The sequence below is a fragment of the Capnocytophaga genosp. AHN8471 genome (assembly GCF_016806945.1).
Classification (GTDB): Bacteria; Bacteroidota; Bacteroidia; order Flavobacteriales; family Flavobacteriaceae; genus Capnocytophaga; species Capnocytophaga periodontitidis.
This window is the reverse complement of the sequence record NZ_JAESPJ010000029.1, coordinates 95688-110980: the sequence shown is the minus strand read 5'-3', so window position 1 is coordinate 110980 and position 15293 is coordinate 95688. Positions and strand designations below refer to the sequence as shown.

17 protein-coding genes are annotated in these 15293 nt (G+C 34.7%); 5 read left to right on the top strand and 12 right to left on the bottom strand.

What is annotated here, in order from left to right; all coding sequences use genetic code 11:
* The first annotated feature begins 10 nt into the window (after window positions 1-10).
* Complete coding sequence (gene rsmG, locus JMN12_RS12610; RefSeq protein ID WP_203082208.1) at window positions 11-628, top strand: 16S rRNA (guanine(527)-N(7))-methyltransferase RsmG; 618 nt, start codon at window positions 11-13, stop codon at window positions 626-628.
* Here rsmG and JMN12_RS12605 read toward each other — a convergent pair.
* The 9 genes from JMN12_RS12605 to JMN12_RS12565 form a co-directional block, all read right to left on the bottom strand.
* Window positions 625-1332, bottom strand: a complete 708-nt coding sequence (locus JMN12_RS12605; RefSeq protein WP_203139552.1) for an SAM-dependent methyltransferase — start codon at window positions 1330-1332, stop codon at window positions 625-627. The genes rsmG and JMN12_RS12605 overlap by 4 nt on opposite strands.
* Window positions 1333-2187, bottom strand: coding sequence for a glycosyltransferase (locus tag JMN12_RS12600; protein ID WP_203139550.1), 855 nt, complete (start codon window positions 2185-2187; stop codon window positions 1333-1335).
* Between the two features lies 1 nt (window position 2188).
* A complete protein-coding gene (locus JMN12_RS12595) occupies window positions 2189-2869 on the bottom strand; it encodes an ABC transporter ATP-binding protein (protein WP_203082205.1) in 681 nt (226 codons plus the stop codon).
* A 7-nt stretch (window positions 2870-2876) separates the two neighbouring features.
* The gene (locus tag JMN12_RS12590; RefSeq protein ID WP_088594275.1) at window positions 2877-3458 is read right to left on the bottom strand and encodes a non-canonical purine NTP diphosphatase; all 582 of its coding nucleotides are present in this window, start codon (window positions 3456-3458) and stop codon (window positions 2877-2879) included.
* Window positions 3459-3466: 8 nt separating this feature from the next.
* Window positions 3467-5287: a DUF349 domain-containing protein gene (locus tag JMN12_RS12585; protein ID WP_009751143.1), complete on the bottom strand. Its 1821-nt coding sequence runs from the start codon at window positions 5285-5287 to the stop codon at window positions 3467-3469.
* Between the two features lie 126 nt (window positions 5288-5413).
* Window positions 5414-6568 carry a cysteine desulfurase family protein gene (locus JMN12_RS12580; RefSeq protein ID WP_009751142.1) on the bottom strand — a complete coding sequence of 385 codons (1155 nt, stop codon included), beginning with the start codon at window positions 6566-6568 and terminating at the stop codon, window positions 5414-5416.
* A gap of 20 nt (window positions 6569-6588) precedes the next feature.
* Window positions 6589-6855: a DUF6722 family protein gene (locus JMN12_RS12575; protein ID WP_009751141.1), complete on the bottom strand. Its 267-nt coding sequence runs from the start codon at window positions 6853-6855 to the stop codon at window positions 6589-6591.
* A 40-nt stretch (window positions 6856-6895) separates the two neighbouring features.
* Window positions 6896-8752: an SLC13 family permease gene (locus JMN12_RS12570; protein WP_203139548.1), complete on the bottom strand. Its 1857-nt coding sequence runs from the start codon at window positions 8750-8752 to the stop codon at window positions 6896-6898.
* 14 nt (window positions 8753-8766) lie between these two features.
* Window positions 8767-9261, bottom strand: a complete 495-nt coding sequence (locus tag JMN12_RS12565) for a phosphoribosyltransferase family protein (RefSeq protein ID WP_034555991.1) — start codon at window positions 9259-9261, stop codon at window positions 8767-8769.
* Between the two features lie 123 nt (window positions 9262-9384).
* Between JMN12_RS12565 and JMN12_RS12560 the strand changes: the two genes are divergently transcribed.
* Window positions 9385-10071: a DNA alkylation repair protein gene (locus JMN12_RS12560; protein WP_203139547.1), complete on the top strand. Its 687-nt coding sequence runs from the start codon at window positions 9385-9387 to the stop codon at window positions 10069-10071.
* A gap of 2 nt (window positions 10072-10073) precedes the next feature.
* Here JMN12_RS12560 and JMN12_RS12555 read toward each other — a convergent pair whose 3' ends face one another.
* Complete coding sequence (locus JMN12_RS12555) at window positions 10074-10607, bottom strand: RsmD family RNA methyltransferase (RefSeq protein ID WP_203139545.1); 534 nt, start codon at window positions 10605-10607, stop codon at window positions 10074-10076.
* Window positions 10608-10717: 110 nt separating this feature from the next.
* Here JMN12_RS12555 and lgt point away from each other — a divergent pair, with 110 nt between their 5' ends.
* The 3 genes from lgt to idi are packed head-to-tail and all read left to right on the top strand — an operon-like array spanning window position 10718 to window position 12724.
* A complete protein-coding gene (gene lgt, locus JMN12_RS12550; protein WP_203082197.1) occupies window positions 10718-11668 on the top strand; it encodes a prolipoprotein diacylglyceryl transferase in 951 nt (316 codons plus the stop codon).
* A gap of 18 nt (window positions 11669-11686) precedes the next feature.
* Window positions 11687-12199, top strand: coding sequence for a DUF192 domain-containing protein (locus JMN12_RS12545; RefSeq protein ID WP_203082196.1), 513 nt, complete (start codon window positions 11687-11689; stop codon window positions 12197-12199).
* 9 nt (window positions 12200-12208) lie between these two features.
* A complete protein-coding gene (gene idi, locus JMN12_RS12540) occupies window positions 12209-12724 on the top strand; it encodes an isopentenyl-diphosphate Delta-isomerase (RefSeq protein WP_009751134.1) in 516 nt (171 codons plus the stop codon).
* A gap of 16 nt (window positions 12725-12740) precedes the next feature.
* Here idi and recN read toward each other — a convergent pair whose 3' ends face one another.
* Both recN and JMN12_RS12530 read right to left on the bottom strand, forming a co-directional pair.
* Window positions 12741-14399 carry a DNA repair protein RecN gene (gene recN, locus JMN12_RS12535; RefSeq protein ID WP_203139544.1) on the bottom strand — a complete coding sequence of 553 codons (1659 nt, stop codon included), beginning with the start codon at window positions 14397-14399 and terminating at the stop codon, window positions 12741-12743.
* Window positions 14400-14404: 5 nt separating this feature from the next.
* The gene (locus JMN12_RS12530; RefSeq protein WP_034556004.1) at window positions 14405-15286 is read right to left on the bottom strand and encodes a DUF4835 family protein; all 882 of its coding nucleotides are present in this window, start codon (window positions 15284-15286) and stop codon (window positions 14405-14407) included.
* Window positions 15287-15293 lie beyond the last annotated feature (7 nt).

Here is a 15293-nt window from a genome sequence, read left to right as displayed (position 1 = left end):
TTTAGCAACTATGAAAATCATACTCAAATACTTTCCCTCACTTAGTGAGTTGCAACAACAACAATTTGCAGAGCTCAAACCGCTATACGAAAAGTGGAATGCTCAAATAAACGTCATCTCTCGCAAAGATATAGACGATTTCTACGAGCGACACGTGTTGCATAGCTTGGCAATAGCTAAGCGCATTCAGTTCGTTGATGGCACAGTACTATTAGATGTCGGTACTGGTGGAGGCTTTCCTGGCATACCTTTGGCTATAATGTTTCCTAACTGTCAGTTTACATTGGTCGATTCTATCGGAAAGAAAATAAAAGTAGTACAAGAAGTAGTAAAAGCTTTAAGGCTCACCAATGTAACGGCTATGCAGATAAGAGCCGAAGAACTAAAAGATACTTACGACTTTGTGGTAAGTCGTGCCGTTACTCAAATGAAGGACTTTGTGCCTTGGGTAAAAGGAAAGTTCAAGAAGACTTCCAAAAACGACCTCCCTAATGGTATTCTTTACTTAAAAGGCGGTGACCTTACTGAGGAGTTAGCACCTTTTCCTAAGGCAGAACTGACTGATATCAGTAGTTATTACGATGAACCTTTCTTCGAGACTAAGAAAATAGTGTATTTACCTTTTTAAGCCCCTATTATAAAGATTGTAGGTCGTTTTTGTATATCAATATTTACTTTTCTCCAAAGATGTATTGGGAGTGTTTTTATTTCTTCAGTAGGAAGTGTAATATCACAAGCTATACATAAAAGAGTATCAGCTTGTAAGTTATCCATAAGGTCATTAAACATTTGTTGGTTACGATAAGGTGTTTCTATAAATAGTTGAGACTGTCCTTCACTTGCTTTGCGTTCTAGGGCTTTCAGTATTTTCTTGCGTTCTTGCTTATCAATAGGTAAATAGCCATTGAAAGCAAAATTTTGTCCATTGAGTCCGCTTGCCATCATTGCTAATAAAAGTGAAGAAGGACCTACTAAGGGGATAACCTTTAATCCTCTTTGATGAGCTATACGCACTATATCAGCACCAGGATCGGCAATACCAGGACAACCAGCTTCCGAGATAATACCTATAGAATTTCCTTCCATACAAGGAGCGAGAAAGTTACTAAAATCACTATTACGCTGGTGCTTATCAATTACAGCAATTTGTAAATCAGCTTGTTTTTTATCTGGTACCATCAGTTTGATAAACTTTCTTGCTGATTTTTCATTTTCCACTACAAAATAAGTAAGTGAACGCAGTATATTGCTCACTTGTGCTGGTAATACATCAAGAGCGCTATCTCCCAACAAATTCGGGATTAAGTATATATTTCCTTTTGTTTGTTCCATTTATCTGTTATAAAATTTGCTAAAAATTCCTTTCCAACGATATTGCCTTATCCATTTACCTTCTTCTGCAGAGAGTAAGTAAGGTTGTTTTTCTTGTTTTGCTTTGTAAAAACCTTTGCAATAATCTAAGAAGAGTTTGCCACTACGTTTCTTTACAGCTAATTTTATTGCAGCAAGTAATGTAAGAAGTACACCATATCGCATACGATAAAATACACTTCCTTGTAAATAACGGGCATTGCTTTTATAACCTGCCCCTGTAGGACGAAGATGTTTTACGTGAAGAGTTTCATCAGTTTGTACTGTCCATCCGTGATAACGAGCTAATAACTCATCTGCTGTATCCCACCCCATTGCTATTTTTAATCCTCCTATGGCTTCAAAACACGCTTTCCGATATGATTTTACAGCACCTCTCAAATGGTCTTTATTTGTGAGATTTTCAAGTACCCACAAGCCATTTTTCTCAATATAACAAAAGCCTCCAAACATTCCTAACTGAAGATTTTTGCTATATTCTTGGTTCATTACTTCAAGATAATTATTGGGAAAAATAAGGTCTGCATCAAATTTACAAATCACTTCTATGTCTTCTTTTAGATAAGAAAGTCCATAGTTAAAAGTTTGTACAACTTTAGCTCCAGGTAAGTGTTCTCCTTTTTCACCACGTTGTACTAATTGTACTATAGGATACTTAGAAGCAATGTAATTTACTACCTGAGCAGTGTTATCAGTAGAACCATCATCTACTACTATAATTTGAAAAGGAGGATAAGTTTGATTGAGCAGAGAATGCAGTGTAGTACCAATGCTTTCTGCCTCGTTATAAGCAGGGATAACAATTCCGATATTCATTTTACTTAGCACTATCGGTTTCTATAAGTCCGTCTTTTAATCGGATAATACGCTTAGCATACCGTGCAATATCTTCCTCGTGAGTAACCAAGATAACGGTATTTCCTTTTTGGTAGATTTCGTCAAAAAGGTTCATTATTTCATAAGAAGTTTTAGAGTCGAGATTTCCTGTAGGTTCATCTGCTAAAATAATAGAAGGGTAATTTACCAAAGCACGTGCGACAGCCACTCTTTGCCGTTGCCCTCCTGATAACTCATTAGGTTTGTGAAGCATACGATTGTCTAAGCCTACTAATTTCAATACTTCTTTAGCACGCTCGTGTCGTTTTTCTTTCTTAACACCAGCGTATACCATTGGGAGAGCCACATTATCTAAAGCTGTAGTGCGTGGCATCAAATTAAAAGTTTGAAATACGAAACCTATTTCTTTATTGCGTATATCAGCTAACTCTGAATCACTCATCTTGCTCACATCCTTTCCATTTAAGATATATTCACCAGAAGTGGGAGTATCTAAGCAGCCTAAGATATTCATTAAGGTAGATTTTCCTGATCCTGATGGTCCCATTAGAGCAACATACTCTCCTTTTTCTATGGAAAGATTGATACCTTTTAGTACGTGTAGTATTTCAGAACCTAATCTAAAATCGCGTTTGATATTTTTAATTTCTAGTAAACTCATCTTTTCCTTACTGAATTTTTTGATTTAAAAAATCTAACAACTTTCCAAAAGCTTTTCCACGGTGACTGATACGATTTTTTTCGTCTTGAGTGAGTTCAGCAAAAGTTTTATCAGAGTTTTCAGGAATAAATATAGGGTCATATCCAAAACCATTAGTTCCTATAGGAGTTGTGCTTATATTTCCTTTTGCAATACCCTCAAAAGTATATACAACACCTTCTAAGCACAAGGCTATAACAGTTTTAAATTGAGCTTCTCGACAAGAGATTCCCTCCATATTTTTCAAAAGCAATTGTACATTATCCACATCGCTTTTGTGTTCACCTGCATAACGTGCTGAATATACCCCTGGAGCATTATTTAATGCTTGGACTTCTAACCCTGTATCATCAGCAAAAACATTACAGTGATACTGTTTTTGAACGTATTGTGCTTTTAGTAAGGCATTGTCCTCAATGGTAGTAGCTGTTTCAGGAATATCCTCATTACAGCTAATGTCATCCAAACTCAACAATTGAATGTTTGGAGGTAAAAGGGCTTGTATTTCCCTTAATTTATGCTGGTTATGGGTAGCAAATACTAATTTCACAACTAAAACTATTCCTTTTCTTCTGTATTTTCTTGAGCTGTTTCAGCTAATTGTGTTTTTTGTAAATGTTTCAGTTCTCGAAGTTTATTTTCCCACGTTTTAAGAGCCTCTTTTTGATTATTGATGTTCTTAATCACATCACGTACCAATGGATTCTTTTCATCAATATTACCAAAGAAAGCTAAATTATTTTCCAATTGTAATACTTCCGATTTGAGTTCCTCAATACGACGTTTTACAAAAATCACCTCATTGTTGAGAGAATTCTCATTATCATCATTGATAAGTCGTTCCAATTTATTGTTGTACTTAATAATCTCAATTTCTTGTTTATCAAAATTGAGTTTTTTGTACAATGCATCGATTATTTTGTGGAATTTGATATCGATAGTTCTCTTAGAATGATGAGTAGTTCCTAAAGCATTCCATTCATTCACAAAATTTTGTAAGGTTTCTATTTCCCTATCTCTATCAGTGCTTAATTGGTATTCTTTCAGTTTGTCCAAGAAAGCTTTCTTTTGCTCAAGAGCATTATTTTCTTTATTCTTAGAATGTTGGATTGCTTCTGCCAAACGAGTAAAATAGGTGTCACAAGCCTTTTTGAACTCTTTCCAAATTTTTTCGGTATTTCTAAGAGGTACACTTCCTATTTCTTTCCACTCTTTCTGAATATTTTTCATCAATTCAGTAGTAGTTTCCCAGTCAGTGCTATTTTGGTTTGCTTTAGCTATTTCTACTAAAGCTAATTTTTTGGTTAAATTTTCTTGTTGTTCTTTTTTAAGAATTTTGTAGAACTGGTTTTTCTTTTTGTTGAAGCTTCGCAAAGCTACATTAAAAGCTTTCCATACTTCATCAGCTTGTTGCAAAGGTACTTTTCCTACATTTAGGAAGTTTTGGCGCAATTCTTCTACTTGTTTAGAGAGTTGCTTCCAAGCATTATGTGTAGTAGGTTCTTTTTCTCCCAATTTTTTAATACGTTCAATAATGCTTTGTTTTTTCACAGCATTTTCCTCATATATTTTATCTAAATTTTTGAGGTAATATTGGCGTTTGTCGTGTATTTTTTTTGTCAGTTCGCTGAAACGTTGCCATATACTCTCGCGGTGTTCTTTATCCACGGGGCCTATTTCTTCCTTCCAAATACGATGTAGCACTTGTAGCTCACGTGAGGCAAGTAGCGCATCTACATCATCTTGAGCGAGAGCTTCAGCTCGTTGAATGATTTTTAATTTTTCTTCCAAATTGCGTTTGAAGTCAATATCACGTAAATCTTTACTTAGGTGGATATAGTCATAGAAATTTTCTACGTGGTGGTGGTAGGTATTCCACAAGTCTTCATAATCGGCATTAGAAACAGCTCCTGCTTTGCGCCAGCGTTCTTGCAATTGCTGGAATTGTTTAAAAGTTGTGCCTATGTGTTCCTCTGTATTGATAAGGTTCTTTAGCTCTTCTATAATTTCTCGGCGCTTAACAAGGTTTTCCTTATGAGTTTTTTCCATTTCCTTGTAGTACTGATTGCGCTTTTCACGATAGTTATTGAAAGCTGTATAGAACTCCTTATAGATAGGAATTTCATAAGAAAAGTTATGAGGTTCACCTCCATCGGCAATAAACTCTTCTCTTTTCTCTTCTACCAGCGCATCGTACTTTTTATCAAATTCATAGCGGATAGCATCCACTTGTTTTTTAATAGCTTGAGTTTTCTCGGTAAGGAGCAGTTCTTTCAACTCTTTAGTCAATTCACTAAGAGACATTGCTTCATAATTTACAAATGAAGCTTCTTCTAAACGATTGTCCTCTATGGCTAATGTGTTTTTTTCCTCTGACATATCTAAGATTTAAATACAACTATTGTTTAAAAACGCTACTAAATTACAACAATATTTTGAAATACCTACTTTTTTTTGGAAATATTTTTACTTTTAATCTCTACAATAAACATAAGTAGCTTATTATCAGTATTTATTAAGGGAGATTTCTTTAAGATTCTCTATAAAAAAATCTACTTCTTCTATTGTATTAAATGCTGAAAATGAGAAGCGCAACGAAGGATATTGTAGTGCTTCTTTTGGCATAAAAGCCGATAATACGTGTGAAACTTGTACGCTACCACTTTGACAAGCACTTCCTTTTGAGCAGGCAATACCTTTTAGATCTAACTGAAAAAGCAAAGTGTTATCTTGCTGTTGTAATGTAGGAAAGCCTACATTCACTATAGCATAACTACTTTCCTCTAAACTCTCTGATGTCCCGTTGAATACTATCTCAGGAAAATGATGTTTGAGTTGATGTATAAAATATTGTTTCAAGTTTTTGAGTTTTTCAGTATTCTCTTCTAAATTCTTATAACACAAGCTAAAAGCTACTTCCATACCTGCTATATTATGTACAGCTTCTGTACCTGCGCGCAAACCTTTTTCTTGTTCTCCTCCAATAATACTGCCGTGTAAAGCTATACCTTTTCTGATAAAAGCAAAACCCACTCCTTTAGGTCCGTGAAACTTATGAGCTGAAGCTGTGATAAAATCTATAGGAATCTCTTGTAAGTTAATAGGATAATGTCCTACAGATTGTACTGTGTCGGAATGAAAATACGCTCCTTTTTCTTTGCAAAGTGTACCTACTTCTTTCAAAGGTAAAATGTTTCCTATCTCATTATTTAGATGCATCAAACTTACTAATACCTTTTTTTCAGTATATTGATCAAGTAAGTTCTTTAAATGTTGAAGATCTATATCTCCTCTTTCCGTAAGATTCACATAAACTATTTGTATAGGATATTCCTTAGCTAATACTTCCAATGTATGTAGTACAGCGTGATGTTCTATAAGTGAAGAAATAACTACTTGTACGCCTAAATCACGTACGCAACTGTGGAGAATAAAATTATCAGCTTCAGTACCCCCTGAAGTAAAAATAATTTCAGAGGGTAAAGCATTTAGTTCTTTTGCTATTTGCTTGCGACTGTATTCAATAAGTGATTTTGCAGCACGCCCCAAGGCGTGAGTAGATGATGGATTACCATAAGTATTATTCAATACTTCTGTTATTTTTTCTACAACCTCAGGATAAAGGGAAGTAGTAGCCGCATTATCAAAATAGACTTTCATAGTTTTTGAAGGAGAAATTGTTATGCTTTGTTGGAAGTAGTATTATTCCTGTTGTTATTATTATTTTTGCGATAATTTTTATTGCGGTTGTTGTTATTTTTATTTCCTAATCCTTTTTTCTGTTTAGAAAGGAAAAGTCCTACTATAAAAGCTAATATAGCGACTGTAAAAGCACACCAGCAAGCTTCATTACACATAAAAGAAGCGTTAAATAATGGAGCTATTAACAAGCCCGCAAATACGTATTTAGAAACATCTAACAAAAAATCTGAAATTCTTTTTTTCATTCTTTATTTTTAAAATTTTCGGCAAAGATACAACTTTTTATCAAAATGGAAATAATAGTGGTAAAACAAATACCATTACAATCCCCATAATAATTTGTAACGGTAAGCCTACTTTTACATAATCGGAAAATGTATAACGTCCTGCTGACATTACTAAAGCATTGGGTGGAGTAGAAAATGGTGAAGCAAAACACATACTCGCTCCTACAGCTACTGCAAACATAAATGCTTGAGGTTGTAAACCTAATGATAAAGCTGTTTTCATAGCAATAGGTGCTAAAAGAACTGCTGTGGCTGTATTACTAATAAACATCGTCATTAATGAAGTGGTGAAATATACCCCTGCTAATAGTATATATGGACTTTTATCGCCTAAACTTCCTACTAATGCATTAGACACTAAAGCAGATACTCCTGTTTTTTCTAAGGCTAATGCCATTGGCAACATACCTGCTATAAGCACAATACTCTCCCAGTTAATTGTTTTGTAAGCTGCTTCTATATTGCGTAAAGCTCCTGAAATAACCATTAAAAGAGAGGCTATAAGCACAGCTGTTACAGGAGCTATAGGAATAAAATCGAACATCATCGCTACTACCATTGCTACCATTATCAAGGCTGCTATAGGAGCTTTATGAGTGAGGGTTACTTTCGATGCCTCGGCAAGAGGTTGACCTAATACTACTAACTGACTTCTTTCGGCATCTAACTTGGCTATATGATCCCAAGTCCCTTGTACTAATAATATATCACCTGCGTGCATCTTTTCATCTTTCAAGTTCTGTAAAATATAGGTATCCTTACGTTGAATACCTAAGATATTAAGCCCATAGTGCTCACGCAGTTTGCTATCACTAATACGAGTATTTACTAATTTAGAAGCAGGCATTATCAACACTTCAGCTATCCCTATATCGTGAAAGTGTAATTCATTAGGTAAGCGTTGTTCAGGATGGTGTGTATCAAGGAAGTTCAAATGATTTTCGGTATTCATTTGTTCAATTGACTCAAAATCACCTCGTAAATAAAGAATATCTCCTTCATAAATTACAGTATCAGCATTTACAACCTCCTGATTACCTGTTTTAAAGAAAGGGTTATTAGAAGTAGGCTTACGCCTAATTTCTAGTACTGAAATATGATAACGTTGTGAAAGGTTTATTTCTTTAAGTGTCTTTCCTTTGAATAAAGTGTTTTCGCTTACCAATACGCGATATAAGTTCTTAGATAATTGATATTCACCTACTAAGTCACTCAGTGATTTTCCTCTCTTGCCTTTGTCACTTCCTCCTTCTCCTTTCTTAGTTAAAAAGATTTTAGTAATAGGTATCAATATTAACATCCCTACTAATAAACATATCAATCCTACAGGGGTGAATGAGAAAAAAGTGAGTTTGTCATAGCCATTTTTCACTAACTCTCCATCGATTACTAAGTTAGGAGGTGTACCGATAAGCGTCATCATACCGCCCATACTACTTGCAAAAGCCATAGGCATCAGCAACCTACTACTATTGATATTACCACTCATTGCCATACTCACAATAATAGGCATCATCAAGGCTACTGTGCCTGTATTGCTTACAAAAGCTCCAATAAAAGCTGTAACAAGCATCACCAGAACAAGGAGCTTCACCTCACTATCACCAGCTAAACGCAAGATTTTACTACTCATCATCTTTGCTAATCCCGTTTGAAAGATAGCACCTCCTACTACAAAAAGTCCTATCATCATCACCACTACCTTATCCGAAAAACCTGACAAGGCTTGTTCGGGTGTGAGGATACCAAAAAGTACTAAAAGCACTAAGGCGCACATAGCTACCAAATCGGAACGGACTTTACCGCTCATAAAAAACAAGGCTGATATAAAGAGAATGATGAGTGTTGTGTACATAACAAATTAAATGATTAATTCGACAAATCTACACTATAATTACTTGGCTCAAAAGTTACTGAAACGTGTTCTTGTAAGGAAGTCGATAATGAAATACCTTTAAAATCAGCTTTTATAGGATAATCTTTATGATTGCGATTCACTAACACTGCTGTTGTGAGTCGTTTTAAAGGTACTTCTAAGAAGTGTTTCACTCCATAGATAAGTGTACGTCCTGAATTGAGCACATCGTCTACCACTATCACTGCTTTATCAGTATATTGTTCAGCAGGAATAGAAATCGTAGTACCTATCAATGGATTTTTTTTATCCATTATAATTTGGCATAAAACTACTTTTAAAGGTGAAATACCTGCCAATGCTACTGCGAGTTTCTCTGCAAATACATATCCATTGCCATTGATACCTGCTAACACGATTTCCTCTTCATTAAGATGTGTTTCATAAATTTGATAAGCAATGCGCCTTATCTTGTGTTCAATATCGGCGTGATTTAATATTTGTGTCATATACATATAATTTATTAAACGCGACAAAGTTACAAACTATTTCCATAAAAAGCAAGATTTTTTATCTGAACTTCTATCATTTATCTTTTATTTTGTACATTTGCCTCACCAATTATTATCATTATGTTTATAACAGAACGCCTTTTAGCTTTAGCTGATATTCCTTACCGTGATTTTACTGCTAAACTTATCCCTACCATTGATAAAGAACGTATCATTGGAGTACGAACCCCAGCAATGCGCTCTTTAGCTAAAGAATTACTAAAACAACAACCTAAGGAGGCTATGGCTTTCTTGGAAAAATTACCTCATTATTACTACGAAGAAAATAATCTGCACGCCTTTATCATAGCTCAATTGAAAGATTTTGAAAAGGTAATGCAATACACCACACAATTTTTACCATATATCAACAATTGGGCTACTTGCGATACTTTTGCCCTTAAAATTTTCTTGAAATACCCTGAAGAGGTGTTGAGTTATGTTCAACAATGGATCAAAAGTAACGAAACTTATACGGTGCGTTATGCTATTGGAGTATTACTCTCTAATTACTTAGATGAACATTTTAAAACAACTCATTTAGATTGGGTAGCTGCCATACGTTCAGAAGAATATTACATCAATATGATGATAGCGTGGTATTTCGCTACAGCTTTAGCTAAACAATACAAGGCTACAATCCCTTATATAGAAGCTAAAACACTTACGCCTTTTGTACAAAACAAAACCATACAAAAGGCGAGAGAGAGTTTGCGTATTTCAGCTGAAACAAAAGAATATTTACTTCAATTTAAATTGCCAAATTAAAATTATTCAAACATACTAAACACACAACCTCCATATTTTTTAGAGGTTACAAAGTGAGGTAAATTTGAAAGGTCAGTACGAGAAGAATGTTCAATAATGAGAGTGCCATTTTCATTGAGAAAATCTCTTTCAAAAACGAGCTCGGCAATCTCAGTAAATTTTTCTATAGGAAGTTCATAAGGAGGGTCAGCAAAGATTACATCAAAACGCTGTATAGTACGTTTGAGGTATTCATACACATCAGCTTTGAGCACCGTGATAGGATAGTCAAGCTCACGTGCTGTTTTGTTAATGAACTGTACACAACCACTATGACTATCCACTGCAATAAGTGAAGGACACCCCCTGCTAGCAAATTCATAACAGATATTTCCTGTACCCGCAAAAAGGTCAAGTACCGAAAGTTCATCAAAATAGTAATAGTTGTTAAGAATATTGAACAAAGCCTCCTTGGCAAAGTCGGTCGTAGGTCGAACAGGGAGTTTGGCTGGAGCTATCAGTTGTTTACCTTTATTTTTTCCTGAAATGATGCGCATTTTTTATTAATTATATCAGGCGACAAAAGTACTAAAAAATACGAATACATACAAATTGCTTGTGCATTCAATAAAAAGTTGTACTTTTACGCCCTCAAAACTATCACTATATGATTGCTTTAAATTTTATATGGAATTCTAATGAGATTCTCGCTACTATAAACTTACCTATTGTAGGCTCATTTTCTCTTCGTTATTACAGCTTAATGTTTATCGTCGCTTTTAGCTTGGGGTGGTATCTGACTAAAAAAATATACCTCAACGAAGGTAAAACTATACAACAGCTTGATACTTTATTTGTCTATACAGCAGTTGCTACCTTAGTAGGTGCACGCTTAGGTGATTGCTTATTTTACAATTGGGATTATTTCAAAGACCACTTGCTCGAAATCTTTTTACCTATTAAAGAGAAACCCGGTGGCGGTTGGGAGCCTACAGGCTTTTCAGGCTTAGCGAGCCACGGAGCTGCCGTAGGGATTATTATTGCAATGATACTATATGTGCGTAAATATAAGGATATTAGCCTATCGTGGATATTAGACCGTGTAGTAATTCCTATTACTATTGGAGGAATGTTTGTGCGCTTTGGGAACTTTTTCAATTCTGAAATCAATGGTAAAGAAGTAAGTGACACTTTTCCTTTAGGGGTGAAATTTGTACAAGGAGGAGCTATCTCACCACGCCAAGCAATGGAAATTACTCAACAGTCTGACCCACAATCGGCTTACCAACTCATTGCTCACGACCCACATTTCTCCGAAATATTAGCCTCTATTCCTTACCAACACCCTGCACAACTATATGAAGCCTTTGGTTATTTCTGTCTGTTTTGGGTATTGTGGTACGTGTATTGGAAAACTGACAAAAAGAATAAACCTTACTTTATTTTCGGTCTTTTCTTAATAGCTTTGTGGAGTATTCGTTTTGCGGTAGAATTTGTAAAAGAAAGTCAAGGAGGGTTTGAAAATTCTTTAGGTTTACTTTCTACAGGTCAATGGCTGAGCATTCCATTTATCATAGCAGGCTTCTATTTACTATTTAGAAAAACACAAAAAGTATAATTATATTCAAAAACAAAAATGCAATTTTTTAGAAAACACTTTGTAACAGTAGCTTTGGCATTAGTTGCCTTAGCTGCAATCGCTCTCATTTTGCCCCGTTTTTTTGGCAATAATAAAACTGAACAAATCGTAGAGATTACCCCTGATGACATTCAGTTTACTAAAGACGGAGAACTTTCTATTTTCAAAAACGATTCTCTTATCCAAACCATTGATGTAGAGTTTGCAAAAAATGAAATGGAACGTTCCTTAGGATTGATGTATCGTTCTTCAATGGATGAACATCAAGGAATGTGGTTTATATTCTCTGAAGAAGCACCACGCTCTTTTTATATGAGAAACACTGAAATTTCTTTGGATATTATTTATTTAGACAAAGATAAGAAGATAGTAAGTATTGCTAAAAACGCCCGTCCATACGATGAAACTTCTTTACCTTCAGAAAAACCTGCGATGTATGTACTCGAAATTAATGGAGGTTTAGCTGATAAATGGGGAATTGATAAAGGTGATAGGGTAGAAGTAAAATAAACCTTTACGATGGAAGAAAAAGTAATATTAGTAGACGAACAAGATAACCCTATAGGCTTGATGGAGAAGCTTGAAGCACATCAAAAAGCGCTATTGCATAGGGCTTTCTCTGTATTTATACTTAACGATAAAGGGGAGATTATGTTGCAACAAAGAGCTGCTAATAAGTACCATTCACCTAATTTGTGGACAAACACTTGTTGCAGTCATCCACGTGAAGGAGAGACTACTATTGAAGCTGGTAAACGCCGATTACAAGAGGAAATGGGATTTGTTACAGAGCTTAGTGAAGTGTTAAGTTTTATTTACAAAGCTCCTTTTGACAATGGGCTTACTGAACACGAACTCGACCATATTCTTATAGGTTATTACAACGATTCACCTATTATTAACCCTGATGAAGTATCCAATTGGCGTTGGACATCTCCTAAAAACATCAAAGCTGATATTACAAAATTTCCTCATCAATATACTGAATGGTTTAAAATTATTTTTGATAAATTCTACGATCAGATTAGTCAATAAAAAAGGGATGAATTAATCATCCCTTTTTTAATAACTCTATTGCGTGGTTTCGTGCTGAAACTCCACTATTTTTACCTTCTAACATTTCTGATAGTTCAGTAATACGTTCTTCTTCAGTGAGTAATTTCAAATGTGTAGTAGTCTTGCCATTCACATCTTCTTTAAATACCTTAAAGTGATAATTTCCTTTAGCAGCTATTTGCGGTAAGTGAGTAATTGCAAATACTTGTCGGTTTTTACTCATCGCTTTCATTATATCACCCATTTTCTGAGAAATTTCTCCAGACACTCCTGTATCTATTTCGTCAAACATTATAGTAGGCAATGCAGTATGCTCTGCCATAATAGCTTTTACTGCTAACATTATACGTGAAAGTTCCCCTCCTGAAGCTACTTTTTTCAAAGTACCAAAGTCTCCACCTTTATTAGCTGAAAATAGGAATGATAGCTCATCATTACCATTAGTAAAGAAACTATCAGTAGCTTTGAGTTCTATGGCAAATTTACCATTTGGCATACCGAGTTCGTGCATAAAGTACGTGAGTTTCTCATCTAAAGCAGGAATTACCTTTTCACGTGCATTGTGAATCTCGGTGGCTTTCTCAAGGGTGGCAAGCTTTTGAGCTTCTACTACTTTTTGCTGTTGATTGAGATCTATATCCACACTTTCAGTTTTAGACACAGCTTGTTCTAATTCCTTCTGAATTTTAATAAGTTCAGCAACTGTAGTTGCTTTGTGTTTCTTTTGGAGTGCATATATTTTGTTGAGTTGAGCCGATATTTCCTCCAAACTCTCAGGATCAGTTTCTATATTTTCGTCTATATAGGCTATTTCACTGTTCAAATCTTCGAGTTCTAAAAATGCTGATTCTATACGTTCATAGAGTTCTCTGTATTGCTGTTTGTATTCTGCAAGATTAGAAAATGCGCGCTTGAGTTCACGTAATTTATTGAGTATCCCTACCTCTTCATCATTAAGCAACTGTATACTTTCTGCTACACTTTCTTTTATATCTTCTATATTTGAAGCTTCTTGATAATTCTCTTCTAATTCCTCCAAAATGCCTTCTTCTAATGTAACTGATTTAAATTCTTTTAATTGGTGTAGATTATAATCATATTCCTTAGTCGCATTTTTTTGAAATTCGATAAGTTCTTGTAATTTTTTCTGTTCCTTTTTTAATAATTGATGAAGCTGTGAATATGCTGTAAGAAGTGCTTGATCATCAGCCATAGTATCAATAATTTCAAACTGAAAAGAAATATCGCTCAAGGCCAAAGTTTGATGCTGAGAGTGAATATCTACCAAAAGTTCTCCTAAACGAGAAAGTACTTCTAAAGTAGCAGGAACATCGTTTACAAAAGCCCTTGATTTACCTGAAGGGAGTATCTCTCGACGAATAATTGTTTGTAAATCATAGTCAAGATCTAATTCGTTAAATAACGATTGAAAGCTGTATTTTTGTAGTGAAAATTCTGCTTCTATTACACATTTTTCATCTTTATTACGAAGGGAAGCCATATCGGCACGTTTCCCTAAAATAAGAGAGAGAGCATCAAGCATAATTGATTTACCTGAACCTGTTTCACCTGTGATAATAATAAAACCTTCAGGAAAATCTACTTTCAAGTCATCTATAAGAGCATAGTTTTTTATAGAAAGAGATGTGAGCATAGTCGTTATTTAATTTCTCCCCATTTGGCACCTTGGGTAGGGGCTAATTTTTGTAAGGTTTCTTTTAGTTTTTTAGTATCTACCATTACTCCACCCGCAAAAATAGCTGTAATTTCGTCAGTTTTTGCATTAAAAAAGAGTGTCATTGCATAGGAATTAAGGCGAAGACTTGGTATTTTATCTAGTAATAAGATAGCAGTTTGAATTGTTTCTTTAGCTTGTTTTTCATTAGAACTCATTTGGTCTAAGCCTAAACGGTGGTATTGGTATAGAGTTTTGTGGTAATCGTCATAATTCTCAGAAATAAGTTCATTTATAAGTGAAAACCGATTATTTCTGCCATTATCTGTCCATCCTTCATAGCCACTATTTTGTCCTAAATTAGCAATCTGTTTGGCTTTGATAAAATAAGGATACCCTCCTTTTTCTGAAAAAGTATCAGCATCAAATCCTAATAACAAATAAGCATAGTAAGCAACTACTGAAGTAAGATTAGACTCAAAAGTACTTTCATTAAATGAAAGTGGTGCAAATTCTTGATATTCAAAAGATACTTCTTTATCTTGCAAGTTAAAAATAGGTGATTGATAAGCACTATTATACACAGGTCGCGACGATTGTACCAAAAGAGTAGCCTCATAACGTGTATTTTCAAACTTAGTAATCACCAATGTAAAACTACAACGCAATCGCTCGTTTTCACGCACCTTTATATCTGTCCATCGCGTTTGATTGATAAACTCTTGCAATGACTTTTCTAAAGTTTTGAATACTGAACGATTGCTCAAATTCACCTGCTGTGTATTTACTGTTACTATAGCATTGAGCTCTTGTGAATGAGTAAAAACACAACTGAATAATACAAAAAAGAATAGTATTTTTTTCATCAAATTG